A 20,840-nucleotide genomic window follows, 5' to 3' on the forward strand; every position below is an offset into this window, starting at 1 on the left:
AGACCCGCCGCCTGCTCGCCCGTCGACCATGCGGTTCACTCCAGATACCCGAGGTCGCGAAGTCGGCGTTCCGTCGCGTCGTCGCGGTCGACCCGTGACGCCCCGCCGACGTCGATCTCGTCGAGCCGCGCCGCGAGCGCGTCCCGGAGACGGCTCCAGTCCGCGCCGGTCGGCTCCCGGATCGGGTCGGTCTCACCGGGGTCGGCCGCGAGGTCGAAGCCGGTGACCGCCCCGTCAGGGGCGGCGACCACCTTCCGGCGAGGCGTCCTGACGGCGACCTGCAGCGCGTCGGGATCGATCCGCCCCGGCGTCGTCGCCGTCGAGGCGACCTCCGACACGGCGAGTTCGTCGCCGATCTCCACGCCGTTGACGGCCGGCCGGAGCGATCGCCCGACCCAGCCGTCGGGCGCGTCGACGCCCGCGTAGTCGAGGATCGTCGGGCCGAGGTCGACGTGTCCCACCTGTGCGTCGACCCGCCGGACGGCAGGCGGATGGCCGGCCGGCGGACGGATCACGAGCGGAACCCGGAGGAGTTCGTCGTGGAGGGAGGGCTCGTGGCCGACCTGGCCGTGCTCGAACAGCGCCTCGCCGTGGTCGGCGGAGACGACGACGAGCGTGTCGTCGTCCGCGGCGTCGACGATCCGTGCCACCTCGTCGTCGGCCTGGCGGACGGCGGCGGCGTACAGCCGCCTGACCGCCTCCCGCTCCGTCGCCGTGAGCGACGCGGGGTCGTGCTGTGCGCGCGTCGTCAGCCGCGTAGCCGACCCCTCGAACCGGGGGACGTCCATCAGCTCGCGGTACCGCTCATCGGGCGTGTACGGCGCGTGCGGCGTGAGCAGGTGGACCCAGACGAACGTCCGGTCGGTGGCTCCCGCAAGCGCGCGTCGGGCGGTCGCCACCTCGTCGCTCCCGCCGCCGCCGAGCGACGCGAGCGGTTTCTGCGCGTACCGGTAGCCGTACTGCGCGGCCCGGTAGACGGGGTGGTCAAGGCCGAACCGGCCGATGAGCCCTTCCCTGAGCCTGTCGAGCAGCGGCAGGGAGAACTCCCCGACGTCGCGGTAGTCGTCGTAGCCGCGGGCGTAGCCGTACCGCTCGCCGAGCCACGGGTTCGCGTGGATCCCGACGCAGTGCCAGTCCGTCCCCGAGAGCGCCTCGCTGGTGAGTGTCCGCCCTTCGCCGAGCCGTTCGTAGCCGCCGTGCGACAGCGGGAGCGACGAGGTGTGGATCGCCGGGAAGGCGTACGGCGTCGCGGGGCCGTGGCTGATCGCCTGCGTGAAGGCGGTGCCGGACTCCGCGAGGGCCGCCAGGTTCGGTGTGTACGGTGCCGGTGCGTCCGACGCGGTCGACGCGAACGAGGCGTGCGAGGCACGCCACGCGTCGACGGTGACGAGGAGGATCTTCATGACTGGGCGGTCTCCGTGTGGGTCGCTGGATCGACGACGAGGTCGATCGTCGGTCGGTGGCTGTGCGTCCGCTCTGCGGCCGCGGCGTGGTTCTCTGCCGTCGCTCTGACCGGTTCGGTCCCCTCACCGGCGACCGCGGCGGTCGTCCCGTCGTCGGCCCCGGTGTCGCTCGAGCGGTCGACCACAGGATCGGTCGAGAAGTCAACCGCGACGGGATCGGGAACGCCGACTGCTGCGGGCGGGTCGCGGTCGGCGGCGGCCTCCGAGGGCGACTGCTTCTCGACGGCGACACCGCGGAGGGCGACGAGACCCGCGTCGGACGCGCGCGCGCCGCGGAACTCGACTTTGTCCTGCGGCCGGTCGAGGGTGAAACGGAGCGTGACCTCCTGCCACCCCGGCTGCGAGCCGATCTGTCGGCTGGCGACGACCTGGTGGTTCTTCCCGACGGCGATGTCGAGCGTCGCGGCCGGCTGGTCGCCGGTACCCGTCGCGAACACGTCGAACGTCGCCGTGTACGTCCCCGGTGCCAGCAGGGCGTACGGCCCGTACCAGAGCCGATCGCCGGCCGATCCGGTCCTGCTGACGACGTAGTTCCTCTCGTAGCTGGTCGTCCCCGTGACGAACGCCTCGGCGTCGAACTGGTGTTCGTCCGACACCCACGTAAGCGGCGTGTCCGACGTTACCGCCGTCGGCGTTCCCTCGAAGCCACGCTTGAACATCCAGAAACCGTCTTCGTACTTGTAGAGGCCGTAGTCGGTTTCGATTCGATCCCCCAGCGAGTCGAACAGGACGTCGACCCAGGGCTTGTGGAGTTCGGTATCGTAGACGATGTAATCCGGCGTGACGGGGCCGACCTCCCGCTCGTAGGCCGCGAACGGCCCCTGTGCCACGACGAACGCCGACTGGGGATGACGGGCGATGTGCGGGTAGAGATCGTTCTGCGTGATGACCGACGCGTCCTGCGGAATGGAGGCCAGTCCCTGGTCGATGACTTCGTGGTGGGTCGCCTTCGGCGTGGTCGGCTTCATGTTTCCGCCGCCGATCACGATGAACACCCCGGCGTTGACCAGGAGGATCGCCACGCCGACCTTCGCGATCGGTCGCCAGGGGATCTCCGGCGGCTGGATGTCCGACACGCGAGGCACGAGATGCCCCCACCGGCCGACCGCACGAACCGCGCCGATGTAGACGAACGGGAGCAGGTACAGGGGGTAGTGGGCCCTGAACTCGACGTACGCCGGCCGGTTGGAGGCGAGCCAGGCGAACGCGACGAACGGCGCGAGCGACCCGAGCGTCACCTCGTCGGCGTACGCCACGAACAGGAACGGGAGCGAGAAGAAGACGAGGTAGATGATCTTCCCACGGATGTTGATCGTCAGCGCCTGGAAGACGGCGTCGGGGTTGAGCAGGGCGATCGGGAGCAGGCTGCCGAACGAGATCCGATGCCCCTCGACCAGCGGCTGGAACGGCGTCGCGAGCACGCCAACCGGGACGCCGCTGACGGTGCTGAAGTAGGAGATGACGAACCCGGCGACGACGTGTGCGACCACGACCAGCCCGAAGCCGGCGAGGATCGTCCGGCGGTCGGCCGACGGGAACTCCCCGTGAGTGAACTCGCTCGCCGTGAGACCGAGGAGGAATCCGAACGCGAGGGGGATCACGAACTCGTTGGTGAACATCGCCAGCGTCAACAGGACGAGGAAGCCGACCCGTCTCCCGCGGGCGTACAGCAGGTAGCCGCCGAGCACGAGCACCGGCAGTAACGACTGCTCCTGGAAGTCGAACGCCCACGCCGACCAGAGGAACGGGTTGAACGCGTACGAGAGCACGACCAACCCGGCGAGTCGCCGGCTCTCGATGTGCTGGCGAGCGACGAACCACAGAAGCGGGACGCTGCCGGCGAGCAGGAACGACTTCATCACCAAGAGCGCGTACGGCGACTGCCAGATGGCGAAGAACGGGAGGAACACCAACAGCGTGAGCGAGAAGTGCCCGCCCCAGTAGACCATGCTGGGGTGGCTGACGCGGAACTTCCCCTGTTGGAGGAAGCCGTGGCCGTTGACCGTCGTCCAGAACATGTGGAGGTACGAGCCGTAGTCGGCACCGGTGAGATAGTAGCCGCGATAGAGGAGCGAGGTGTAAACGGTAAAGCCGACGAAGAGCGCGCCGGCGAGCGCGAACACGAGGAGCGTCGCCCGGTCGGTCGCGGCGAGTCGTTCGCGGAGTTTGTGGCCGTCGAGCCGCGGGACGCGCTGGTGGAGCTGCCCCCCGTCGAACGCCGCCGTGGCGTCCTCGTCAGATGTGGCTTCGGCGGGCTCTTCCCCGCGGAACCGGAGCCGCCGGAGGCGACGCCGGATGCCGTCGGCGTCGAGGCCGTGCGAGGCGAGCCGGCCACCGACGCGGGCGGCCGTGCGGCGGGGACGGAGCTCCGTCGCCTCCTCGGACCGCCAGACCCACCGTTCGCTCGCGCCGAAGCCCCAGGCGACGCCGACGCCGACGGCGAGCACGTTCGCGATCAGGTAGTGCAGCCCGAGGAGTTCGACGAACACCACGAGCGCGGCGAGGCCGATCGCGATCCCGACGATCCGCGTGACGACGTACTTGCCGCCGCGGACGACGTACTCGCGGGCGCCCGCACCGCCGCGGTTCCGCCACGTCCACGCGTCGTTGATGCCGTAGTTGGCGAGCACGCTGACGACGCGACTGAGCGTCCCGCCGACGACGTACGACAGCCCGACGATCCCGGTCGCGAGAAAGAGGACCCCCTGGTTGATGCCGAGCCCGAGCGCCCCGACGAGGACGTACTGGAGGAGCCGCCGGTTGCGCGACCCCGAGGGGACGTACTCCTTGAAGAGCGACGTTCCCCTCATCGACTCGGAACCCCCTCCTCGTGGAGACCGGGATCGACCCCGCTCGACGCCGCCCCACCGGAGTCGGTCGGCGTGTACACGTCGACGGCGGTGGCCGGGTCGGCGTCGACGCGATCGTCGGGGTCTTGCCAGCCGGGCAGCAGGAGCCGCCGCAGTCGACGGTACACCAGTTCCGTGTCGCGTGTCAACCCGTGGTGGCGCGCCAGGGCACAACGGGCGGCGTACCGCTCCTGGTCGGTCGAGCACTCCTCGGCGAGCGCGGCGATCCGGTCGACGATCTCGGCCGTCGAGTTGGCCCGCATCGCGGCCTCGTCGTACCGCGTGTGGGTCGGAAGCGGCGTCGTGACCACGGGCGTGCCGGACGCGAGCGCCTCGTTGATCACCATGCTGTCCGTGTCGACTCGCGTCGGGTGGAGCACGAGGTGGGCGGCCGCGTACGCGTCGGCCAGCGCCGCCTCGTCGAGGAAGCCGAGCGTGTCGATCCGCGGGTGGTCACACTCGCCGGTCGCGGCGAGGCGGACCGCGGGCGGGAGCCGGTCAGCGACCGACCGGACGACGTCCCACCCCTTCTCGCGGATGTGTGCGGCGGTCGCGAGCACGGTGAAGTCGTCGGCGAGCTCACGGCGGTCGGGCCGGAAGCGGGTGGTGTCGACGAAGTTGGGCACGTACGTCGTCTCCGGGTGGGGCGAGTCGAACGCGGGCGTGACCGTGTGGACCGCGTCGTACCCGCGGAGTTCGCGCGGACCGATCGCCCGGTAACAGAGCTTCGCGGCGGTTGGCACCGCGCCGTAGTGCGGCTCGAACAGCCGATCGGTGACGAACGCCCACGAGTGGATCCCCGCGACCGTCCGCGTGTCGGGGCCGGCGGTGAAGGCGAGTCGCATCCCCGGCGTGTACATCGCGTAGGCGGTGTCGTACCCCGAGACGTCGTGTCGCCAGCCCTCGGTGTAGCCGACAGCGCCGTCGAGGACGTCGTCGGCGTCGACGCGCCGCTCGCCGTCCGGCGCGTACGGCAGCGAGCGGACGTCGACGTCGATCCCGTCGGCCGCGAGTCGGTTGGCGACGTCGACGACCCACTTCTCGCCGCCGCGGAAGTGCTCGACGGCGAAGTGCGAACAGAGCGCGACCCGGCCGTTCATGCTCGACTCCGCAGCGCGAGGAGATGGGCGAGGAACTGTCCACACGCGTCGAGAGTGAGCTTCGAGGAGCCGTGTCGCCGCTGGTGAAACTGGTACGGCACCTCGACCACGTGCGAGTACTCACAGTTGACGAGGATCTCGAGGAGGATCTTGTACCCTTTCGGTTCGAGGGCGGCCTCCTCGACGACCGACCGGCGGACGAGGAAGAAGCCGCTGAGCGGATCATTGAGCCCGCGTGCGTCGGGGACCCAGAGCTTCGCGATCGCGATCGCGCCGCGGCTGATGACCTGTCGTGAGAGCGGCCAGTTCTCCACGTGCCCCCCCTTGCGGTACCGGCTCCCGATGACGACGTCGACGTACTCCGTCGCGTGGTTCAGCAGTTCGGGGATGAATTCGGGCGGGTGTTGGAGGTCTGCGTCGATGACGACACAGAACTCCTTGGTGGCTCGCTCGAAGCCGAACGCGACCGCCGAGCCGAGCCCGCGTTCGGACTGCCGCCTGAACACGCTCACACGGTCCGTGTCGGCGCTCACGCGCTCGGCGACACGCCAGGTCCCGTCGGGTGAGTCGTCGTCTACGACGAGCACCTCGTAGTCGCGCCCGTCCATCGCGCCGCGGCAGCGACTGATCACGGTTTCGACGTTCTCGGCCTCGTTGAACGTCGGGACGATGATCGACACGGACCGCGGTCCGGTGCGGGGGAGCGCGTCGCGGGGATCCGTGGCCGATTCGTCGGCCAGACGCGCATCGGCCGCCAGCGCCGAATACGTCCTAGTTACGTGTGAATTGGAGGGTCGATTCATATACCGTTGTCTCCACCGGTCGAAACATATATTTTATTCAGATAATCATTGAGTGTATAATTTTGGTGAAAGTGCGTGTAATGCGAGGAACAGTAGCGGGTGAGAATCGGTGATGATGTACCGACACGTCCTGAGGAAAGTCACGGACCCGAATTCGTGTATACATTTTGATATTCGCGGAAGAATCGGCCCCGTCGAGGGGGCTGCGGCCGCAACACAAAGCCAATACGTCCCGCGCTCATGCACGCTTGCAATGGTCCTCTCGGACGTCTTTCTCAGTCCGCTCGGGCTCGCCGCCCTCCTGACTGTGGTGCCGCTGATCGTGCTGTATCTCGTCAAGCCCGAACCGGAGCGAGTCGAACTCCCGACGCTGCAGTTCCTGACCGAGGAGCTGGGACAGTCGGCGTCGAGCCCGCTCCTCGAACGGCTCCTCCGAAGCCTGCTGTTGCTCCTCCAGCTCGTCGCGCTGGTGTTGCTCGCCACCTCGCTCGCCACGCCGTACATCACGGTCTCCGAGGAGACGACGGTCGAAGAGACCGTGCTCGTCGTCGACGGGAGTGGGTCGATGACGACCACCGACGGCGGAACGACGCGCTTCGAGCAGGCCCGCGCCGCCGCGCGCGAGGAGATCACGGGGACGACGTCCGTCGTCTACGCCGCCAGTGAAGCCCGGGTGGCGACCCGTGCGGTCCCGCCCGACGAGGCGCAGTCGACGCTCGACGACCTCCGGGTGACGGCGGCGAACGGCGACCTCCGGACCGCGGTGTCGACGGCGGCCGCCATCGCCGGCGAGAACGCGCAGATCGTCGTCCTGAGCGACTTCGCCGACGAGTCCGACTGGCCCGACGCGGTCCAGGCGGCCCGCGCCCAGGGGCTCCGGGTCGAACTCCGACAGTTCGCCAACGGCGGCGACGACAACGTCGGCATCATCGGCGCGACGTTCACCGGCCGGGAGGTGACCGTCTCGGTCAAGAACTACGGCGACAGCCAGGTCCAGCGCGCGCTCACGGTGGGGAACCAACGGGCCGAACTCACGCTCGCACCCGACGACGTCACCACCGCGACGTTCACCGTCCCGCCGGGCGGGGCACCCCTCCAGCTGACGCCCGGCGACTCGTTCGGCCTCGACAACACCGTCTACCTCGCCGCGCCGGAGGACGCGACCATCGACGTGCTCCTGTTGACCAACGACCGCAACAAATACCTCTCGACGGCGCTGTCGGTCATCCCGGAGGTCGAGTTGACGATCGACGAGCCCCCGACGACGATCGACAGCGCCGACTACGACGTCATCATCTACAGCAACCTCAACCCCTCGCGACTCCTGCAGGGCAACGTCGAGGCGGGCCGCGACGTCCTCGAATCCGGCGGCGGGGTCGCGATCCAGGCGCAGTCTGACCTGCCCGATCGGTACGGCGACCTGCTGCTCGTCGAGCCGTCGAGCATCGGTCAGGCACCGGCGATCGATCGCCCCGCCGACGACCCGCTCGTCCGCGACATCACGTTCTCGCCGCCGGAGGCGTACGTCGCCGGGTCGCTCAGGGAGGGCCGGAGCCTCGTCGAGACGGGCGACGGCTCGCCGCTGATCGCCACCGCGGACCGCGGCACGGGACGGATCCTGTACTACGGCTACATCGAGGAGTCGTCGGCGTTCAAGTTCAACTTCCAGTACCCCGTCTTCTGGAAGCGCGCGGTCTTTCACCTGGCCGGCCGGGACACGCTCCCCGAACTGAACCGTCCGGCGGGCGACAGCCTCCAGTTCGACACCGAAACCAGGGTCGAGACGCCCGACGGCGTGGTGACCCGGCGGGAGGTCGCGCTCGATCGAACGGGCTACTACCGGGTCGGGAACCGCCGGATCGGCGTGTCGCTGTTGAGCGAACCCGAGTCGGCCGTCCGGGCGACCCCGCTCGACGAGCGACCGGACAGCGTGAGCGTCCCGGCGCGGGAGGAGACACGGCTCGTCCCGCGGCCGGTGACGGAGTTCTTCGCGGGGGCGGCACTCCTCGTGACGCTCGTCGAACTCGTCTACCTCCGCCGGCGGGGTGATCTCTGATGTCCGGCGTCCCGATGGCCCTCGGCGTGACGCTCGCACAGCTCCAGACGGAGGTCACCCTCGGCGGCACGACCGTCGGGCTCGAACGCCCGCTGGCACTTGTCGCGCTCCCAGCCGCCATCGTCGCGCTCTGGTGGCTCGTCCTCCGCGGCGACGGCACCGCATCGGCGCGGAACCGCCGGCTGCTGTTCGCCGCCAGGGTCGTGGTCGCGCTCTTGCTCGTGACGGCCGCGGCGGGGCCGTTCACCGTGGTGACCCGCGAGACGACCGGCGATCCGCGCGTGACGCTGCTCGCCGACCGCTCCGAGAGCATGCAGGTCACCGAGAACGTCACCGACCGGCTCGCCACGCGGATCGAAGAGGAGGAGGGCGTCCCCGTGACGGTCGCGACGGTCGGTGACGGCACGCAGTCACCGATCGGCGACGGCATCGCCGCGAACCTCCAGCGGAACGGGAGCGTGGTCCTCGTCTCCGACGGTCGGGTGACGAGCGGGCGGAGCCTCGGATCGGCCGCGGATCTGGCCACGTCGCTGAACGCGACCGTGAGCACCGTCGAGATCGACGCGGTCGACCCCGAACGGGTCGTCTCGGTGTCGGGTCCGTCGAAGACGAGCGTCGGCGTCGAGAGCACGTTCCTCGCCCGCGTCGACGGCACGGAGCTCGACGAGGGGGCCTCGCAGCTGACCATCACCGTCGACGGCGAGGAGATCCGCTCCGAGACGCTCGAAGACCGCGGTGGCGCGATCGAGTTCACGCGCACGTTCGACTCGACCGGCTCACACCGCGTCACCGCGACCGTCTCCGGCCCCGACACGGTCGGTGAGAACAACGTCTTCCGGAAGACCGTCCGGGTCGTCCCGCGGCCGAAGGTGCTGTACGTCTCGCGCGGGCGGTACCCGTTCGAGAGCTACCTCTCGGAACTGTACGACGTCGACCGGTCGCAGTCGGTGCCCGAGAACCTCGACGAGTACTACGCGGTCGTCGTCCAGGACGTCGCGGCCGACGACATCGGCAACGTCGACGCGCTCCAGCGGTTCGTCATCGACGGCAACGGGCTCGTCGTCGTCGGCGGGGACAACTCCTTCGAGAACGGTGGCTACGACGGCTCGGCGGTCGCGTCGATGCTCCCGGTATCGTTCGGCGAGGGCTCTGCCGGGAGCGCGAACATCGTCATGGCGATCGACATCTCCGGGAGCGCGGAGTCGGGGATGCGGCTCCAGAAGTCCATCGCGCTCGACGCGCTCAACCAGTTGGGCGACGAGAACACGGTCGGCGTCGTCGCCTTCAACTTCCGGGCGTACTCGGTCGCCGAACCGCAGCCGCTGTCGGAGAACCGCAGCTTCATCGAGGATCGCATCCGGCGGCTCAACAGCGGCGGGGCGACGACCATCGCCGCGGGCTTGCGCGGCGCGGAGGAGATGCTCGGCGACGAACAGGGGACGGTCATCCTGCTCTCCGACGGCCAGGACCGCGTGGGCGAGGCCGCGACGGTCGCCAACCAGCTCGGCTCCCGCGGGACCCGCGTCATCACCATCGGGGCCGGCCGGTCGATCAACGAGGGCACTCTCCAGCGCATCGCCTCCCAGTCGGGAGGGACGTACTTCCGCGCCACGGAGACCGACCGCCTGCGGCTGTTCTTTGGCGGCGCGTCGCGACAGTTCGACGGCGAGGGGCTCACCGTCGTCGATCCGAACACGTTCATCACGGCCGGCGTCACGCTGGAGTCGAACCCGCCGGCGGCCAACGATGTCTCGATCCGTCGCGGGGCCGACTTCCTCGTCGCCACGGGTGACGGGACGCCCGCCATCGCCTCGTGGCGCTACGGGCTGGGGCGCGTCGCGACCGTCACCGCCTACGGCTCCGACGGCACGCTCGACGGGCTCCTCCAGCAGCCGGACTCGCTCGTCCTGACGAAGACCGTGAACTACGCCATCGGCGATCCCGAGCGCAAGAACCAGGACGTCACCGACGTCGCGGACACGCGGCTCGGCGAGTCGACGACGGCCGTCTACCGGGGGGGGAACCGCCCGGACGCCGAGAACGTGGAGTTCCGACAGGTCTCGACGGGCGTCTACGAGGCGACGATCACCCCGGACGAACAGGGCTTCGAGGAGGTACTCGACGCGTCGTACGCCGTGAACTACCGGCGGGAGTACGGCGCGTTCGGCCCCACCGCGGAGCTCCGCTCGGTGGTCCAGACGACCGGCGGCCGGCAGTTCTCGCCGAACGACGCGGCCGAGATCGCACAGTTCGCTCGGGAGGAGTCGACGCGCGTCCGCGACGTCGAACAGTCGTGGACGTGGCTGGCGCTCCTGTTGGCGCTCCTCGGTTACTTCGCCGAGGTCGTCGTCCGTCGTCTTCAAGTGTACCGGGGGCGAAGCCGCACCGAGAGTGGTCTGACATGAGCGTCCTCGGCTCCTCGATCAACCTTGCCCTCGTCGTCCTCGTCGTCACGAGCGTCGTCGGAACGGCGGGTGCGACCATGTACTACCAGCACTCCGTCGAACAGCTCGACACGCAGAACACGGAGCTCCGCGAACGCAACGACGAGTTGCGCGGGGAGCTCCAGACGACGCGTCAACAGCTCGACACCGCACAGACCCGGTTGAGCGAACTGAACCAGAGCCTCCAGACGACGCGGGGGGACGTGAGCCAGGTCTCCGAGAACCTCGACCAGACCGAGTCACAGCTGGAGTCCACCCAGAGCGAACTCTCGCAGACCGAAGGCGAGCTGTCGAGCACCAGGGAGGACCTCTCGGAGACACGGAGCCGCGTCGACTCGCTCCGGTCGGAGGTCTCCTCGCTCGAAGAGGACCGCGAGGAACTCCAGGAATCGGTCAACGAGCTCGAGAACCAGAACGAAAACCTCGCGGAGGAGAACGAGGAGCTCGAATCGACAGTGAGTTCGCTCCGGTCGGAAGTGAGCAGCCTGGAGACCGAGATCAGCTCGCTCCAAGACGAGGTCGACCGGCTGGAGAGCAGGATCCAGACCATCTGTAGCAACAACCCCCAGGCGCAGGGGTGCAGTTGATGGGAACGGACGACTCCTCGGACGAGGAACCACGCCGGTCGACCGAACCCGACGCCGAGCCGTCCCCCACGGACCCGGACGCCGAGAAAGCGCCCGCCGACACGGACACCCCCGCCGGCGAGCGGATGCGGCAGGCGATCACGGCCGTCCGCCGCGAGGGGTACAAGGTGGCACTCATCTACGCCGCGGTCGACGCGGCCCTCGCGGCGCTCGTCGTGAACCTCCTTCTGCAGGTGCTCAAGCCCCAGGAGCTCCCGGTGACGCTCCCGTGGCCAGGGGTCGTCGTCAACGCCGTCGTCCGATCGACGGGAGCACCGCCGGCCCCGTTGCAGACGTCGATCGTGGTCGGACTCGTCGCCGGTGTCGTCGTCCTCGTCGGCGAGTTCGTGCTCCGGACGCGTCGTCCGTTCGTCGAGCAGTTCGAGGGCGCGAACCCGGAGGTCCACGAGGCGCTCCGGACCGCCCGCGACGCCGTCCGGTCGGGCACGGACTCCCGGATGGCGACCGCCCTCTACGAGGACGTACTGACCGGGCTCCAACGGACGTCCAGCGTCGGCCTCGTGAACCTCAAGCGCGTCTTCCTGACAGTGATCGTGCTGTCGGTGGTGAGCGTCGCGAGCATTCAGGTGGCCGTCGTCGACCTCGACATCGGCGACCTCGGCGACGAGCAGGCGGACGACAGCCTCGACAACCGGACCTCGGAGTACGAGGGCCTCCAGGACGCGAGCGGCGTGCTGGGCGAGCCGGAGGACGTCTCCGCGGGTGAGGAGACGCTCAACACGACGCTCGCGACGGAGGGCGGCGGTGACGACGGGAGCGCCTCGTCGGGGGCGGCGTACGACTCGAGCGGCTTCTCCGGTTCGACCGACGTCGAGGGACAGGAGGCGGGCTTCGCCGAGCGCGAACAGCTCGAAGACGCGGAGCTCATTCGGGAGTACAACCTGCGGATCCGGTCGGAAGACGACAGTGACACATGAGTGACAGCCAACCCCGCCAGCCATGAGTGAGATCGAACAGCTCCAGTCGAAACTGAGCCGCGTCCGCGAGGAAGTCGGAAAGAAGATCGTGGGCCAGACGGACGTCATCGAACAGATCCTCGTCTGTGTGCTCGCCGACGGCAACGCCCTGCTCGAATCGAACCCCGGGCTCGGCAAGACCTCGATGATCCGCACCCTCTCGGAGGTGACGGATCTGCAGTTCTCGCGCATCCAGAACACGCCGGACCTGATGCCGTCGGACATCACCGGCACCGAGATCATCCGCGAGAGCGAGGGCGAACGGGAGTTCGTCTTCGAGAAGGGTCCGGTGTTCGCGAACATCGTCCTCGCCGACGAGATCAACCGCGCCACCCCGAAGACGCAGGCGGCGCTGTTGGAAGCGATGCAGGAGAAGCAGGTGACCGCGGCGGGCGAGACGTACGACCTCCCCCGACCCTTCTTCATCCTCGCCACGCAGAACCCCATCGACCAGGGCGGGACGTACGCCCTCCCGGAGGCACAGACGGACCGCTTCCTGCTGAAGATCCTCGTCGACTACCCGAACTTCGAGGAGGAGCGCCGTATCGTCCAGCTGTACACCGAGGGCGAGCGGGTGCCGGACGTCGAGCGGGTGCTCGCGCGCGAGGAGCTCCAGCAGATCCAACAGCTCGTCCGTGAGGTGCCGATCGCCGACGACCTCCGCGACAGCGCCGTCGAGTTGGCGCGGGCGACCCGCGAGCACGAACAGATCGAGTACGGGGCGAGCCCACGGGCGAGCATGGCGCTCGTCCTCACAGGGAAGGCACGGGCCTTCCTGAGAGGGAGAAGCCACGTCAAGTGGGAGGACATCGAGGCGATGGCGCTCCCGGTGTTGCGACACCGGATCATCGTCGACTTCCGCGCCGAGCGCGAGGGGCTAGACGCCGACGACGTGATCGAGTCGATCCTCGCCGACTCGCGCTGACACGCCATGACCATCGATCCCGAGTTCCTCGACGAACTCGACCGCTTTGACTCGTCGCTGAAGCGCGAGACCACCTCGCTCCACCAGGGCGAACAGGAGTCGCCCGATATGGGTGAGGGGCTCACGTTCGCCGACTACCGACGGTACGCCCCCGGCGACGACACCCGGCTCATCGACTGGAAGCTCTACGCGAGAACGGAGGAGTACTTCATCAAACAGTACGAGGAAGAGCGGAACCTCACGGTCCACGTCCTCCTCGACTCCTCGGCGTCGATGGACTTCGGGGTGGGGGCCGAACACAAGTTCGAGTACGCCGCCAAACTCGGCCTGGGGTTCTGTTATCTCACCGCCGAGGAGAACAACGACTTTCGGTTTTCGACCTTCGGCGACGAGTACGAACGGCTCGACTCGGGGCGCTCCAACAGGGGAGAACTCCTCCGGCTCATCGATCTGCTGAACGATCAGGAACTCGGCGGCCGGACCGACTTCCGGAACGCGCTCGACGGCTACGCCGCGAGCATCTCCAGTCGCTCGCTCATCGTCGTGCTCTCGGACTTCCTGGGCGACATCGACGAGGTCGAGGAGGGACTGGCGTCGCTCGCCCGGAACGAACTCGTGACCGCGCAGGTGCTCTCGCCGGACGAACTCGACCCCGACGCGCTGGGCGACACGGTGTTCGAAGAGCCCGAGACCGACGCCGAACTCCGGACGTACTTCGGCGGGCGGCTCGCCCAGCAGTACCACCAGCGGCTCGATGCGTTCACCGGCGAGGTCTCCGCCCGCGCCGAGGACCTCCGGGCGACGCACGCGCTCGTCAGCACGGGCGACGAGTTCTTCGACTCCTTCGCGTCGCTATGGGTGGGCTGAGCGCCGAACGCGGACCCGACTCTCACCCCTGCGACGACCGACCGTCCGCGCTCGTCTCTCCCCGGTGGTCGGGACGGTCGCGGTCGCACACTGCGGACCCTACACGCGACCCGCCACCGGCCACACCGTGGATCGGCGTCTCGGTGTCCAAATAAAACTGTTCTTCGGAGACACGAGACGGTAGCTCGACCGCTGGCTGGTAGGTGCGACTGGCCGTATGACACCGACGACCGCTCGTCCGCGGAGACGGGTACCGGGAACAGTCCGCCGGCGGCGAGAGGAGAGACGACATCCGACAGTCGTCTCTACGCCTCGTTCCTGCCGCGGACCGTCAGGACCGGCACGTCGGCCGTCCGGACGACTTTCTCGGTGACGCTCCCGAGCAGGTACCGGTCGAGACCCGTCCGCCCGTGGGTCCCCATCAGGATGAGGTCGATGTCGTGCTCGTCGACGTAGTCGAGGATGACCTCGTACGGGGTGCCGCCACGCACTTCCGTCCGTGTCCGCACGTCACCCAGGCGGTCCGCCACCGACTCGACGAGTTCCATCCCCCGTCTCCTGACCTCCGCGTCGATCTCGTCGTCCTTCGTCCGGTCGGCCATCATCCCCCCGTCACCGCCCTCCGGGTCGCCGATCATCCCGCCGCCCTCGACCACTTCGACGTCGCTGGCGAGTCCGTGGGGTGTCAGCCGCTCGGCCACGTAGAGCACGTGGACGGTGGCGTCATACGTCTCCGCGAGGTCGCGCGCACTGGCGAGCGCTGCCTCCGCTCCGTCGCTTCCGTCGGTCGGATAGAGTACGTCGTCGTACATTGGTGGACTCCGGATCCGCCCGCACTGGTTGCGCCACTACACATCAGATAGGTAATATTAGATCATCATAATCGTTGCCCTCGTTTTCAGCCGCTCGGAACCGTCCCACCCATCCGGCCGGACGGGGAGCCACGAATAAGATATAAGTGGTTGTACTCACCGACTCCGGACCGCTCTTCTCACCGACTCGGGACGCCCTCGTCGTACCTGGGCAGGTACTCGCGGCCGCCCTTCTCGACGAGGAGTTCGCCTTCTTCGACGACGACCTCGCCGCCGATGATCGTGTGGGTCGGCAGGCCCGTGAGCTCCTGGCCGTGGAACGTCGAGTAGCGCGGCTCCATCGTGTGGTAGAAGTCGTCGTCGACGACCGCACTCTTGTCGAGGTCGACGATCACCATGTCGGCGTCGGAGCCCTCGGCGATCGCGCCCTTTCTGGGGTACAGCCCCCACCGCTTGGCGTTGTTCGTCGAGCACACCTCCACACAGCGCTCCATCGAGATGCGGTTCTTGTTCACGCCCTCGGACATCATCACCGGGAGGAGGTACTCGATGCCGTTGTTGTCGCCGGGGATGGCCTCCCACATGTCGCCGTGTTTGCCCTCGCCTTTCTCCTTGAACTCGATCTTGTGCGGGCAGTGGTCGGTGCCGACGTAGTCGACGACACCCGTTCGGATGCCCTCCCAGAGGCGCTTGACGCTCGCGTCTCCTCGGAGCGGCGGCGAGATCTTCCCCCACGTTCCCAACTCGGTGTCGTGTTTGGTGTGCGAGAGGAACGCCGGGAGCGTCTCGGCGTGGACGTTTACGCCCTTGTCCTGGTAGCGCTCGCAGATGTCGACGCCCTCGCCCGTGCTCATGTGGACGATGTACGACCGCGAGTCGGTGTACTCGGTGAGCATGGCGATCTGTTCGATCTGCATCGCCTCCGCGACGTTCGGTGAGGCCTCGGTCCACGCTTCGAGGTCGTTCCGACCTTCCTCCATGAGGTCCTGTCGCAACTCGTACGCGAGGTCCTCGTTCTCGGCGTGGAACATCACGATCCCGTTGTTCATCTCCGAGATCTTGTCCAGGACGCGGTACGTCCGGCCGGCGTCGGAGTGGTCGATTCCGAGCTCCGGCGAGGCGTGTTTGTACCAGTTGAAGAACACCTTGAACGAGCGGACTCCCTCTTCGGCGAGGGCCTCGATCTCCTCGACGTGGTGGTCTTGGTGGACGATCGCGTGGTACGCGAAGTCGATGTAGGAGTTCTCCGCCCCCACGGAACGGAAGAAGTCCATGTCGGGGACGTAGGGGTCGGGCTGGAGCAGGAAGTTTACGACGGTCGTGACCCCACCGTGGACTGCGCCTCTGGTTTCGGTCTCGAAGTCGTGGGCGAGCCCCTCGTGGTAGTCGTACTCGTATCTGGAGAGGCCCCAGTGGACGTGGGGGTCGATGAAGCCGGGGACGAGGTAGTTCCCCGCGGCGTCGATCTCTTCGTCCGCCGGCGGGAGGTTCGACTCCGTCCCGACCGCGACGATGGTCCCGTCCCGCGCGGCGACACCGCCGTCGACGGTGCCGCTCGGCGTGACGACTCGGGCGTTGACGACACGTAGGTCTGCAGCGTCGGCTGTCATGTGGTTCGCAGTTCTGCGGTCTAGTATAAATATTTGCGTGTGGGCTGCGGCGGGTGGCCCCGGGCGGTCCCACCGAGCGGCCGCAACCCACGATCAGGAGGGGTCGGGAGTTGCGTCGGGATCGGTGTCGGCCTCGGCGTCCGCATCGGCGGCGCGGATGAGGCTCCCAAGCCGCTCGTGGCACTCTGTCGGGTGAACCGGATGCACCCCGACGGGTTTGGGTTGGTCACGAACGTGGATGACCAGCTGGTAGCGCTTGCGGTACGTCCGGTAGAGGCTCCAACAGCCCACCGCGGCGAAGCCGACGCCGACGAGGACGTTCCGGGTCGTGCCGACGAACGCGCCGATGCCGACGAGCAGGAGGCTCATGACGACGAGGTCCCACTCGAACGTCGTGAGCGTGATCCGGCCGACGTCGTCGAGCGCGATCCGGAACCCCTGCTCGTCGTCCCGCTGGACGAAGATGGCGTCGTCGTCGTAGCCGATCCAGCCGCCGAACCGGAGCGACATCCGGGAGATCGTCGTCTCGGTTCGGCCGCCGGCAGGGTCGTCCATGCCACGGGATTGGTGCGTACCCACTTGCCAGTTGTGACGACGGCGAAAGACAGCCGGCAGCGCCGATCGACCGGGGATCAGTCGTTCGCGATGTCCGGATCGGTCGGCTCGCCGCCGAGTAGTCGCTGGTGGAACGGCTGGAACGCGTCCTCGTCCTCGGTGATGTCCTCCCACGCGGTCAGTCCGCGCTCGTCACGACTGCCGGGAATCGTGTTGTCGAGGACGAACGCCGCGATGCCCCCGACGGCGATGGGCGTTCCCAAGATGATGCCGAGCGTCTGTGCCACGCTGGGGATACCCAGCACCGCGCCCAGGACGGGGACGGACGCGAGGCCGGCTTCGAGCGTCGCGTCGGCGCTCTGGACGTTCGAGATGTACTGCGGGATCGACAGCCCGGCGAACAGCCCGAAGCCGAGCACGAACACGTTCCGGTTCTGGTTGAGATCGACGTGCTGGAGCTGGGAGAGACCGACGCCGACGATCTGTGCGAACATCGCCAGGAAGAGCCCGCCGACGATGGCGTTGGGGATCGTCGTCACCAGGGCACCGAAGTAGCCGACGAAGCCGACGATAATCATCACGGCGGCCCCGACCTGCACGACGTACCGGGAGGCGACGCCGGTGATCCCGATGGCGCCGATGTTCTCGGTGTAGGAGGTGGAGCCGTTACCGGTGCCCATGATGCCCGCGAAGACGTTGCCGAGCCCCTCCATGCCGAGGCCGTGGTTCACCCGCTTGGAGTTGGGCGCGCCCTGGCCGGCCATGCGGGCGACCGAGTGGTAGTCGCCGAAGCTCTCGATGACCGACGCGAGCATACCGGCGAACATCCCGACGATGAACGAGCCGGTGAAAAGCGGCATCCCCCACTGGAACGGCACGATGGGGCGGAACGCGGGCGCGCTCGCGACCGGGCTCAGATCGACGAGGGTGGCGACCCCGGCGAGCGAGAGCACGAGTGCGAGCAGGTACGCCCCGCCGAGTCCGAGGAGGACGGGGAACAGTTTGAACACCCGCGAGTAGTCGTCGAGATACTGCGAGAAGAGCACGATGAGCACGAGCGTGAGCCCCGCGAGATACCAGTTCTGCGACGCGCTGATGATCTGCGGGACACTGATGAGTGCGAGCCCGATCAGCGCGATGACCACCGCGATGACGAGCGGGCCGATGTAGCGCTTCAAGCGCCCGAAGATGCCGAGGTAGCCGATGCCCACCTCGACGAGACCGGCGACGATGATCGCCCCCTGTAGCTCGCGCATCATCACCGTCGGGGCGGCGTTGCTCGCCGCGAGCACGCCGATGATCGCCAGTGCCGGCCCCAGCATCGAGAACGTCCCTCCCTGGACGATGGGGTACCGGTTCCCGATGGTCGTCTGCGCCAGCGTCGCGATGCCGGAGACGACAAAGAACGTCCCGATGAGCTGTGCCGTCTGTCCGGCGTCGAACCCCAGTGCGCCCGAGAGGACGAGCGGGATGGCGATCGTCGACCCGATCATCGTCAGCCAGTGCTGGACGCCGAGCAGAACCGACTGACCCAGTGGCGGCTTGTCGTCGATGCCGTACTCGACCATGCTGTGGGTCCCGCCGTCCGTCCGAACCTCCTGGTGACTGGTCTCCTCACTCATGCTTTTCGTCTCGTTGCGTGGATGGCTCCAATGTGGTACGTCATATGTTATACCTCGACAGTACGTTACCGCCAAACAATTTATAAAGCTATGGGTCGACACGGCGGGAGCGTGGCAAAGTATTTGTCTCCGGGGGCCGCGCTCGGCGTATGGTCTCAGAGCCACGCTACCGCGTCCACGCCGACCTCGACGTGATGATCGAGACGCGCGACGGCACGCGGCTCGCGACGGACATCTACCGCCCGGCCGACCCCGAGAGCCGCGAGCCCATCGACGAGCCCCTGCCCGTCCTCCTCGACCGCACGCCCTACGGCAAGCGTGGCGCACAGGGTCGGCACGGCGAGTGGTACGCCTCCCGAGGGTACGTCGTCGCGATCCAGGACGTGAGAGGGAGATTCGACAGCGAAGGGGAGTTCTACATCTGCGCCACCGAGGCCGAGGACGGCGCGGATACGGTCGAGTGGCTTTCTGACCAGGCGTTCTGCGACGGCCAGGTCGCCACGCTCGGCACCTCCTACGGCGCGTGGGTCCAGAACGCCCTCGCCACCCAGGACCCCGAGGGGCTGGCGGGGATGTTCGTCAACATGGGCGCGGCCAACGCGCGGAAGGCCACGTTCCGACACAACGGCGCGTTCGAACTCCGGTGGCTCTGTTGGGCGTTTACCCTCGGCGCGGGCTTCGCCCACGAGTCGCTGGCGGATCCCGAGGTCCAGCAGGTGTTCGCCGACATCGACGTCCGCGACGTCATCGAAGACTGGCCGCCGCGCCGGGGCGAGACCGCCCTCGCGGCGCTCCCCGGCTACGACGAGTGGGCGTTCGACATCATGGAGTCCGGAGCCGCCAGCGACGACCTCTGGCAGAACCCCGGCGTCAACTTCGAGCGCTACTACGACGAGTCGGCGGACGTCCCGACGGTGTACGCCGGTGGGTGGTACGACTCGTACACCAAGGCGACCTGCGACAACTACGTCGGACTCAGCGAACGAAAGGAAGAAGACCACTACCTCGTCGTCGGGCCCTGGACCCACCTCGCGCGCCTCCCCGGCGGGCACGACCACTCCGACACCCTCCTCTATCCGCCGCTGACGTGGGAGGTTCCGACCGCCGGCGACCTCGCTTTCGGAGAAGATGCGATCAAGCAGTACCGCGAGACGCGCCTGCGCTTCTTCGACCAGTACCTCAAAGGCGACTCCGCGTTCGAGGACCAGCCGCCGGTCCAGTACTTCCTGATGGGGACGGGCGACGGCCACCGAACGGACGAGGGCCTGCTGTTTCACGGCGGCGAGTGGCGCTCCGCCGAGGAGTGGCCGCCCGCCGACACCGAGTTCACGCGCTACTACGCCCACGCCGACGGGACGCTCGCGCCCGAGGAGCCTGGTCAAAATGAGTCGTCGACGAGCTACGAGTTCGATCCCCTCGACCCCGTCCCCTCCGTGGGCGGCAACTCCTCGTCGTACCTCACCTACGAGCCCCGCGAGGAGTCGGTGCGTGCGTACCCGCTCGGGGACCGCAAGCTCATCGACTTCGTCGGGCGCGGCCCGTTCGACCAGCGCGAGCACGACTGGGTGTGGGGAGATGGGGACGGCGAGCCCCTCGAAGCCAGGGACGACGTGCTCACCTTCCGAACCGAACCGCTGGAGGAAGCCGTCGAGATCGCCGGCCCCATCCGCGTCCGGGTTTACGGCGAAACGGACGCGCAGGACACGGACTTCACGGCCAAGCTGATCGACGAGTACCCCGCGAGCGGGGAGCACCCCGACGGCTACGCGCTCAACCTCTGTGACTCGATCTGCCGGGGTCGCTACCGCGGCTACCGCGACGAACCGGACCCGATCACGCCGGGCGAGGTGCACGAGTACTACATGGAGCCGTACCCGACCGCGAACGTCTTCAAGCAAGGCCACCGCATCCGGCTCGACGTCTCCTCGTCGAACTTCCCGCGGTACGACGTCAACCACAACACGGGCGGGGCCCTCTACGGCGGCGCGGACGACGCGGAGCCGGTCGTCGCGACGAACACGGTCCACCACAGCGCGACGCATCCGACGCAGGTCGAACTGCCGCTCCAGCCGCGCTGATCGGTTGGGCGGTCGCTTTTTATCGAGAACATCGACGATCGGCGTCCGTGGTC

Annotated in this window: 15 protein-coding genes; 7 read left to right on the forward strand and 8 right to left on the reverse strand. The window is 68.1% G+C overall.

Translation table 11 applies throughout. From position 1 onward, the window contains the following. Positions 1-35: 35 nt before the first annotated feature. The 4 genes from NKJ07_RS06240 to NKJ07_RS06255 are packed head-to-tail and all read right to left on the reverse strand — an operon-like array spanning position 36 to position 6,092. On the reverse strand, positions 36-1,403 hold the full coding sequence (locus NKJ07_RS06240) for a sulfatase family protein (protein WP_318569721.1): 1,368 nt from the start codon (positions 1,401-1,403) through the stop codon (positions 36-38). Next, positions 1,400-4,273, reverse strand: a complete 2,874-nt coding sequence (locus NKJ07_RS06245) for a GtrA family protein (protein WP_318569722.1) — start codon at positions 4,271-4,273, stop codon at positions 1,400-1,402. Before NKJ07_RS06245 ends, NKJ07_RS06240 begins: the two co-directional genes overlap by 4 nt. Then, positions 4,270-5,412 (reverse strand): glycosyltransferase family 4 protein, encoded by a 1,143-nt coding sequence (locus NKJ07_RS06250; RefSeq protein WP_318569723.1) that lies wholly within the window; start codon positions 5,410-5,412, stop codon positions 4,270-4,272. The genes NKJ07_RS06245 and NKJ07_RS06250 overlap by 4 nt, the downstream gene beginning before the upstream one ends. Further along, entirely contained in the window at positions 5,409-6,092 is a 684-nt protein-coding gene (locus tag NKJ07_RS06255) for a polyprenol monophosphomannose synthase (RefSeq protein WP_318569724.1), read from the reverse strand. The genes NKJ07_RS06250 and NKJ07_RS06255 overlap by 4 nt, the downstream gene beginning before the upstream one ends. A 376-nt stretch (positions 6,093-6,468) precedes the next feature. Here NKJ07_RS06255 and NKJ07_RS06260 point away from each other — a divergent pair, with 376 nt between their 5' ends. Genes NKJ07_RS06260 through NKJ07_RS06285 form a run of 6 tightly spaced genes read left to right on the forward strand, consistent with a single transcriptional unit; the run spans position 6,469 to position 14,110 of the window. Further along, positions 6,469-8,271: a vWA domain-containing protein gene (locus tag NKJ07_RS06260; protein WP_318569725.1), complete on the forward strand. Its 1,803-nt coding sequence runs from the start codon at positions 6,469-6,471 to the stop codon at positions 8,269-8,271. Then, the gene (locus NKJ07_RS06265; RefSeq protein ID WP_425504733.1) at positions 8,271-10,676 is read left to right on the forward strand and encodes a VWA domain-containing protein; all 2,406 of its coding nucleotides are present in this window, start codon (positions 8,271-8,273) and stop codon (positions 10,674-10,676) included. Before NKJ07_RS06260 ends, NKJ07_RS06265 begins: the two co-directional genes overlap by 1 nt. Continuing rightward, positions 10,673-11,302, forward strand: a complete 630-nt coding sequence (locus tag NKJ07_RS06270; RefSeq protein WP_318569726.1) for a chromosome partitioning protein — start codon at positions 10,673-10,675, stop codon at positions 11,300-11,302. Before NKJ07_RS06265 ends, NKJ07_RS06270 begins: the two co-directional genes overlap by 4 nt. Then, complete coding sequence (locus NKJ07_RS06275) at positions 11,302-12,279, forward strand: DUF7502 family protein (RefSeq protein WP_318569727.1); 978 nt, start codon at positions 11,302-11,304, stop codon at positions 12,277-12,279. The genes NKJ07_RS06270 and NKJ07_RS06275 overlap by 1 nt, the downstream gene beginning before the upstream one ends. Before the next feature lie 22 nt (positions 12,280-12,301). After that, entirely contained in the window at positions 12,302-13,243 is a 942-nt protein-coding gene (locus tag NKJ07_RS06280; RefSeq protein ID WP_318569728.1) for an AAA family ATPase, read from the forward strand. A 6-nt stretch (positions 13,244-13,249) separates the two neighbouring features. Further along, entirely contained in the window at positions 13,250-14,110 is an 861-nt protein-coding gene (locus NKJ07_RS06285; protein WP_318569729.1) for a DUF58 domain-containing protein, read from the forward strand. Between the two features lie 305 nt (positions 14,111-14,415). On the opposite strand, the gene NKJ07_RS06290 is transcribed toward NKJ07_RS06285, so the two are convergent. From NKJ07_RS06290 to NKJ07_RS06305, 4 genes are all read right to left on the reverse strand, one after another. Continuing rightward, a complete protein-coding gene (locus NKJ07_RS06290; protein WP_318569730.1) occupies positions 14,416-14,922 on the reverse strand; it encodes a universal stress protein in 507 nt (168 codons plus the stop codon). A gap of 179 nt (positions 14,923-15,101) precedes the next feature. Next, positions 15,102-16,532, reverse strand: coding sequence for a dihydroorotase (locus NKJ07_RS06295; RefSeq protein ID WP_318569731.1), 1,431 nt, complete (start codon positions 16,530-16,532; stop codon positions 15,102-15,104). Positions 16,533-16,625: 93 nt separating this feature from the next. Further along, complete coding sequence (locus NKJ07_RS06300) at positions 16,626-17,087, reverse strand: hypothetical protein (RefSeq protein ID WP_318569732.1); 462 nt, start codon at positions 17,085-17,087, stop codon at positions 16,626-16,628. A gap of 77 nt (positions 17,088-17,164) precedes the next feature. After that, positions 17,165-18,709, reverse strand: coding sequence for a uracil-xanthine permease family protein (locus NKJ07_RS06305; RefSeq protein ID WP_318569733.1), 1,545 nt, complete (start codon positions 18,707-18,709; stop codon positions 17,165-17,167). Positions 18,710-18,858: 149 nt separating this feature from the next. Here NKJ07_RS06305 and NKJ07_RS06310 point away from each other — a divergent pair, with 149 nt between their 5' ends. Continuing rightward, positions 18,859-20,787 (forward strand): CocE/NonD family hydrolase, encoded by a 1,929-nt coding sequence (locus tag NKJ07_RS06310; RefSeq protein WP_318569734.1) that lies wholly within the window; start codon positions 18,859-18,861, stop codon positions 20,785-20,787. Positions 20,788-20,840: the final 53 nt, after the last annotated feature.

Source organism: Salinigranum marinum (assembly GCF_024228675.1).
GTDB lineage: Archaea > Halobacteriota > Halobacteria > Halobacteriales > Haloferacaceae > Salinigranum > Salinigranum marinum.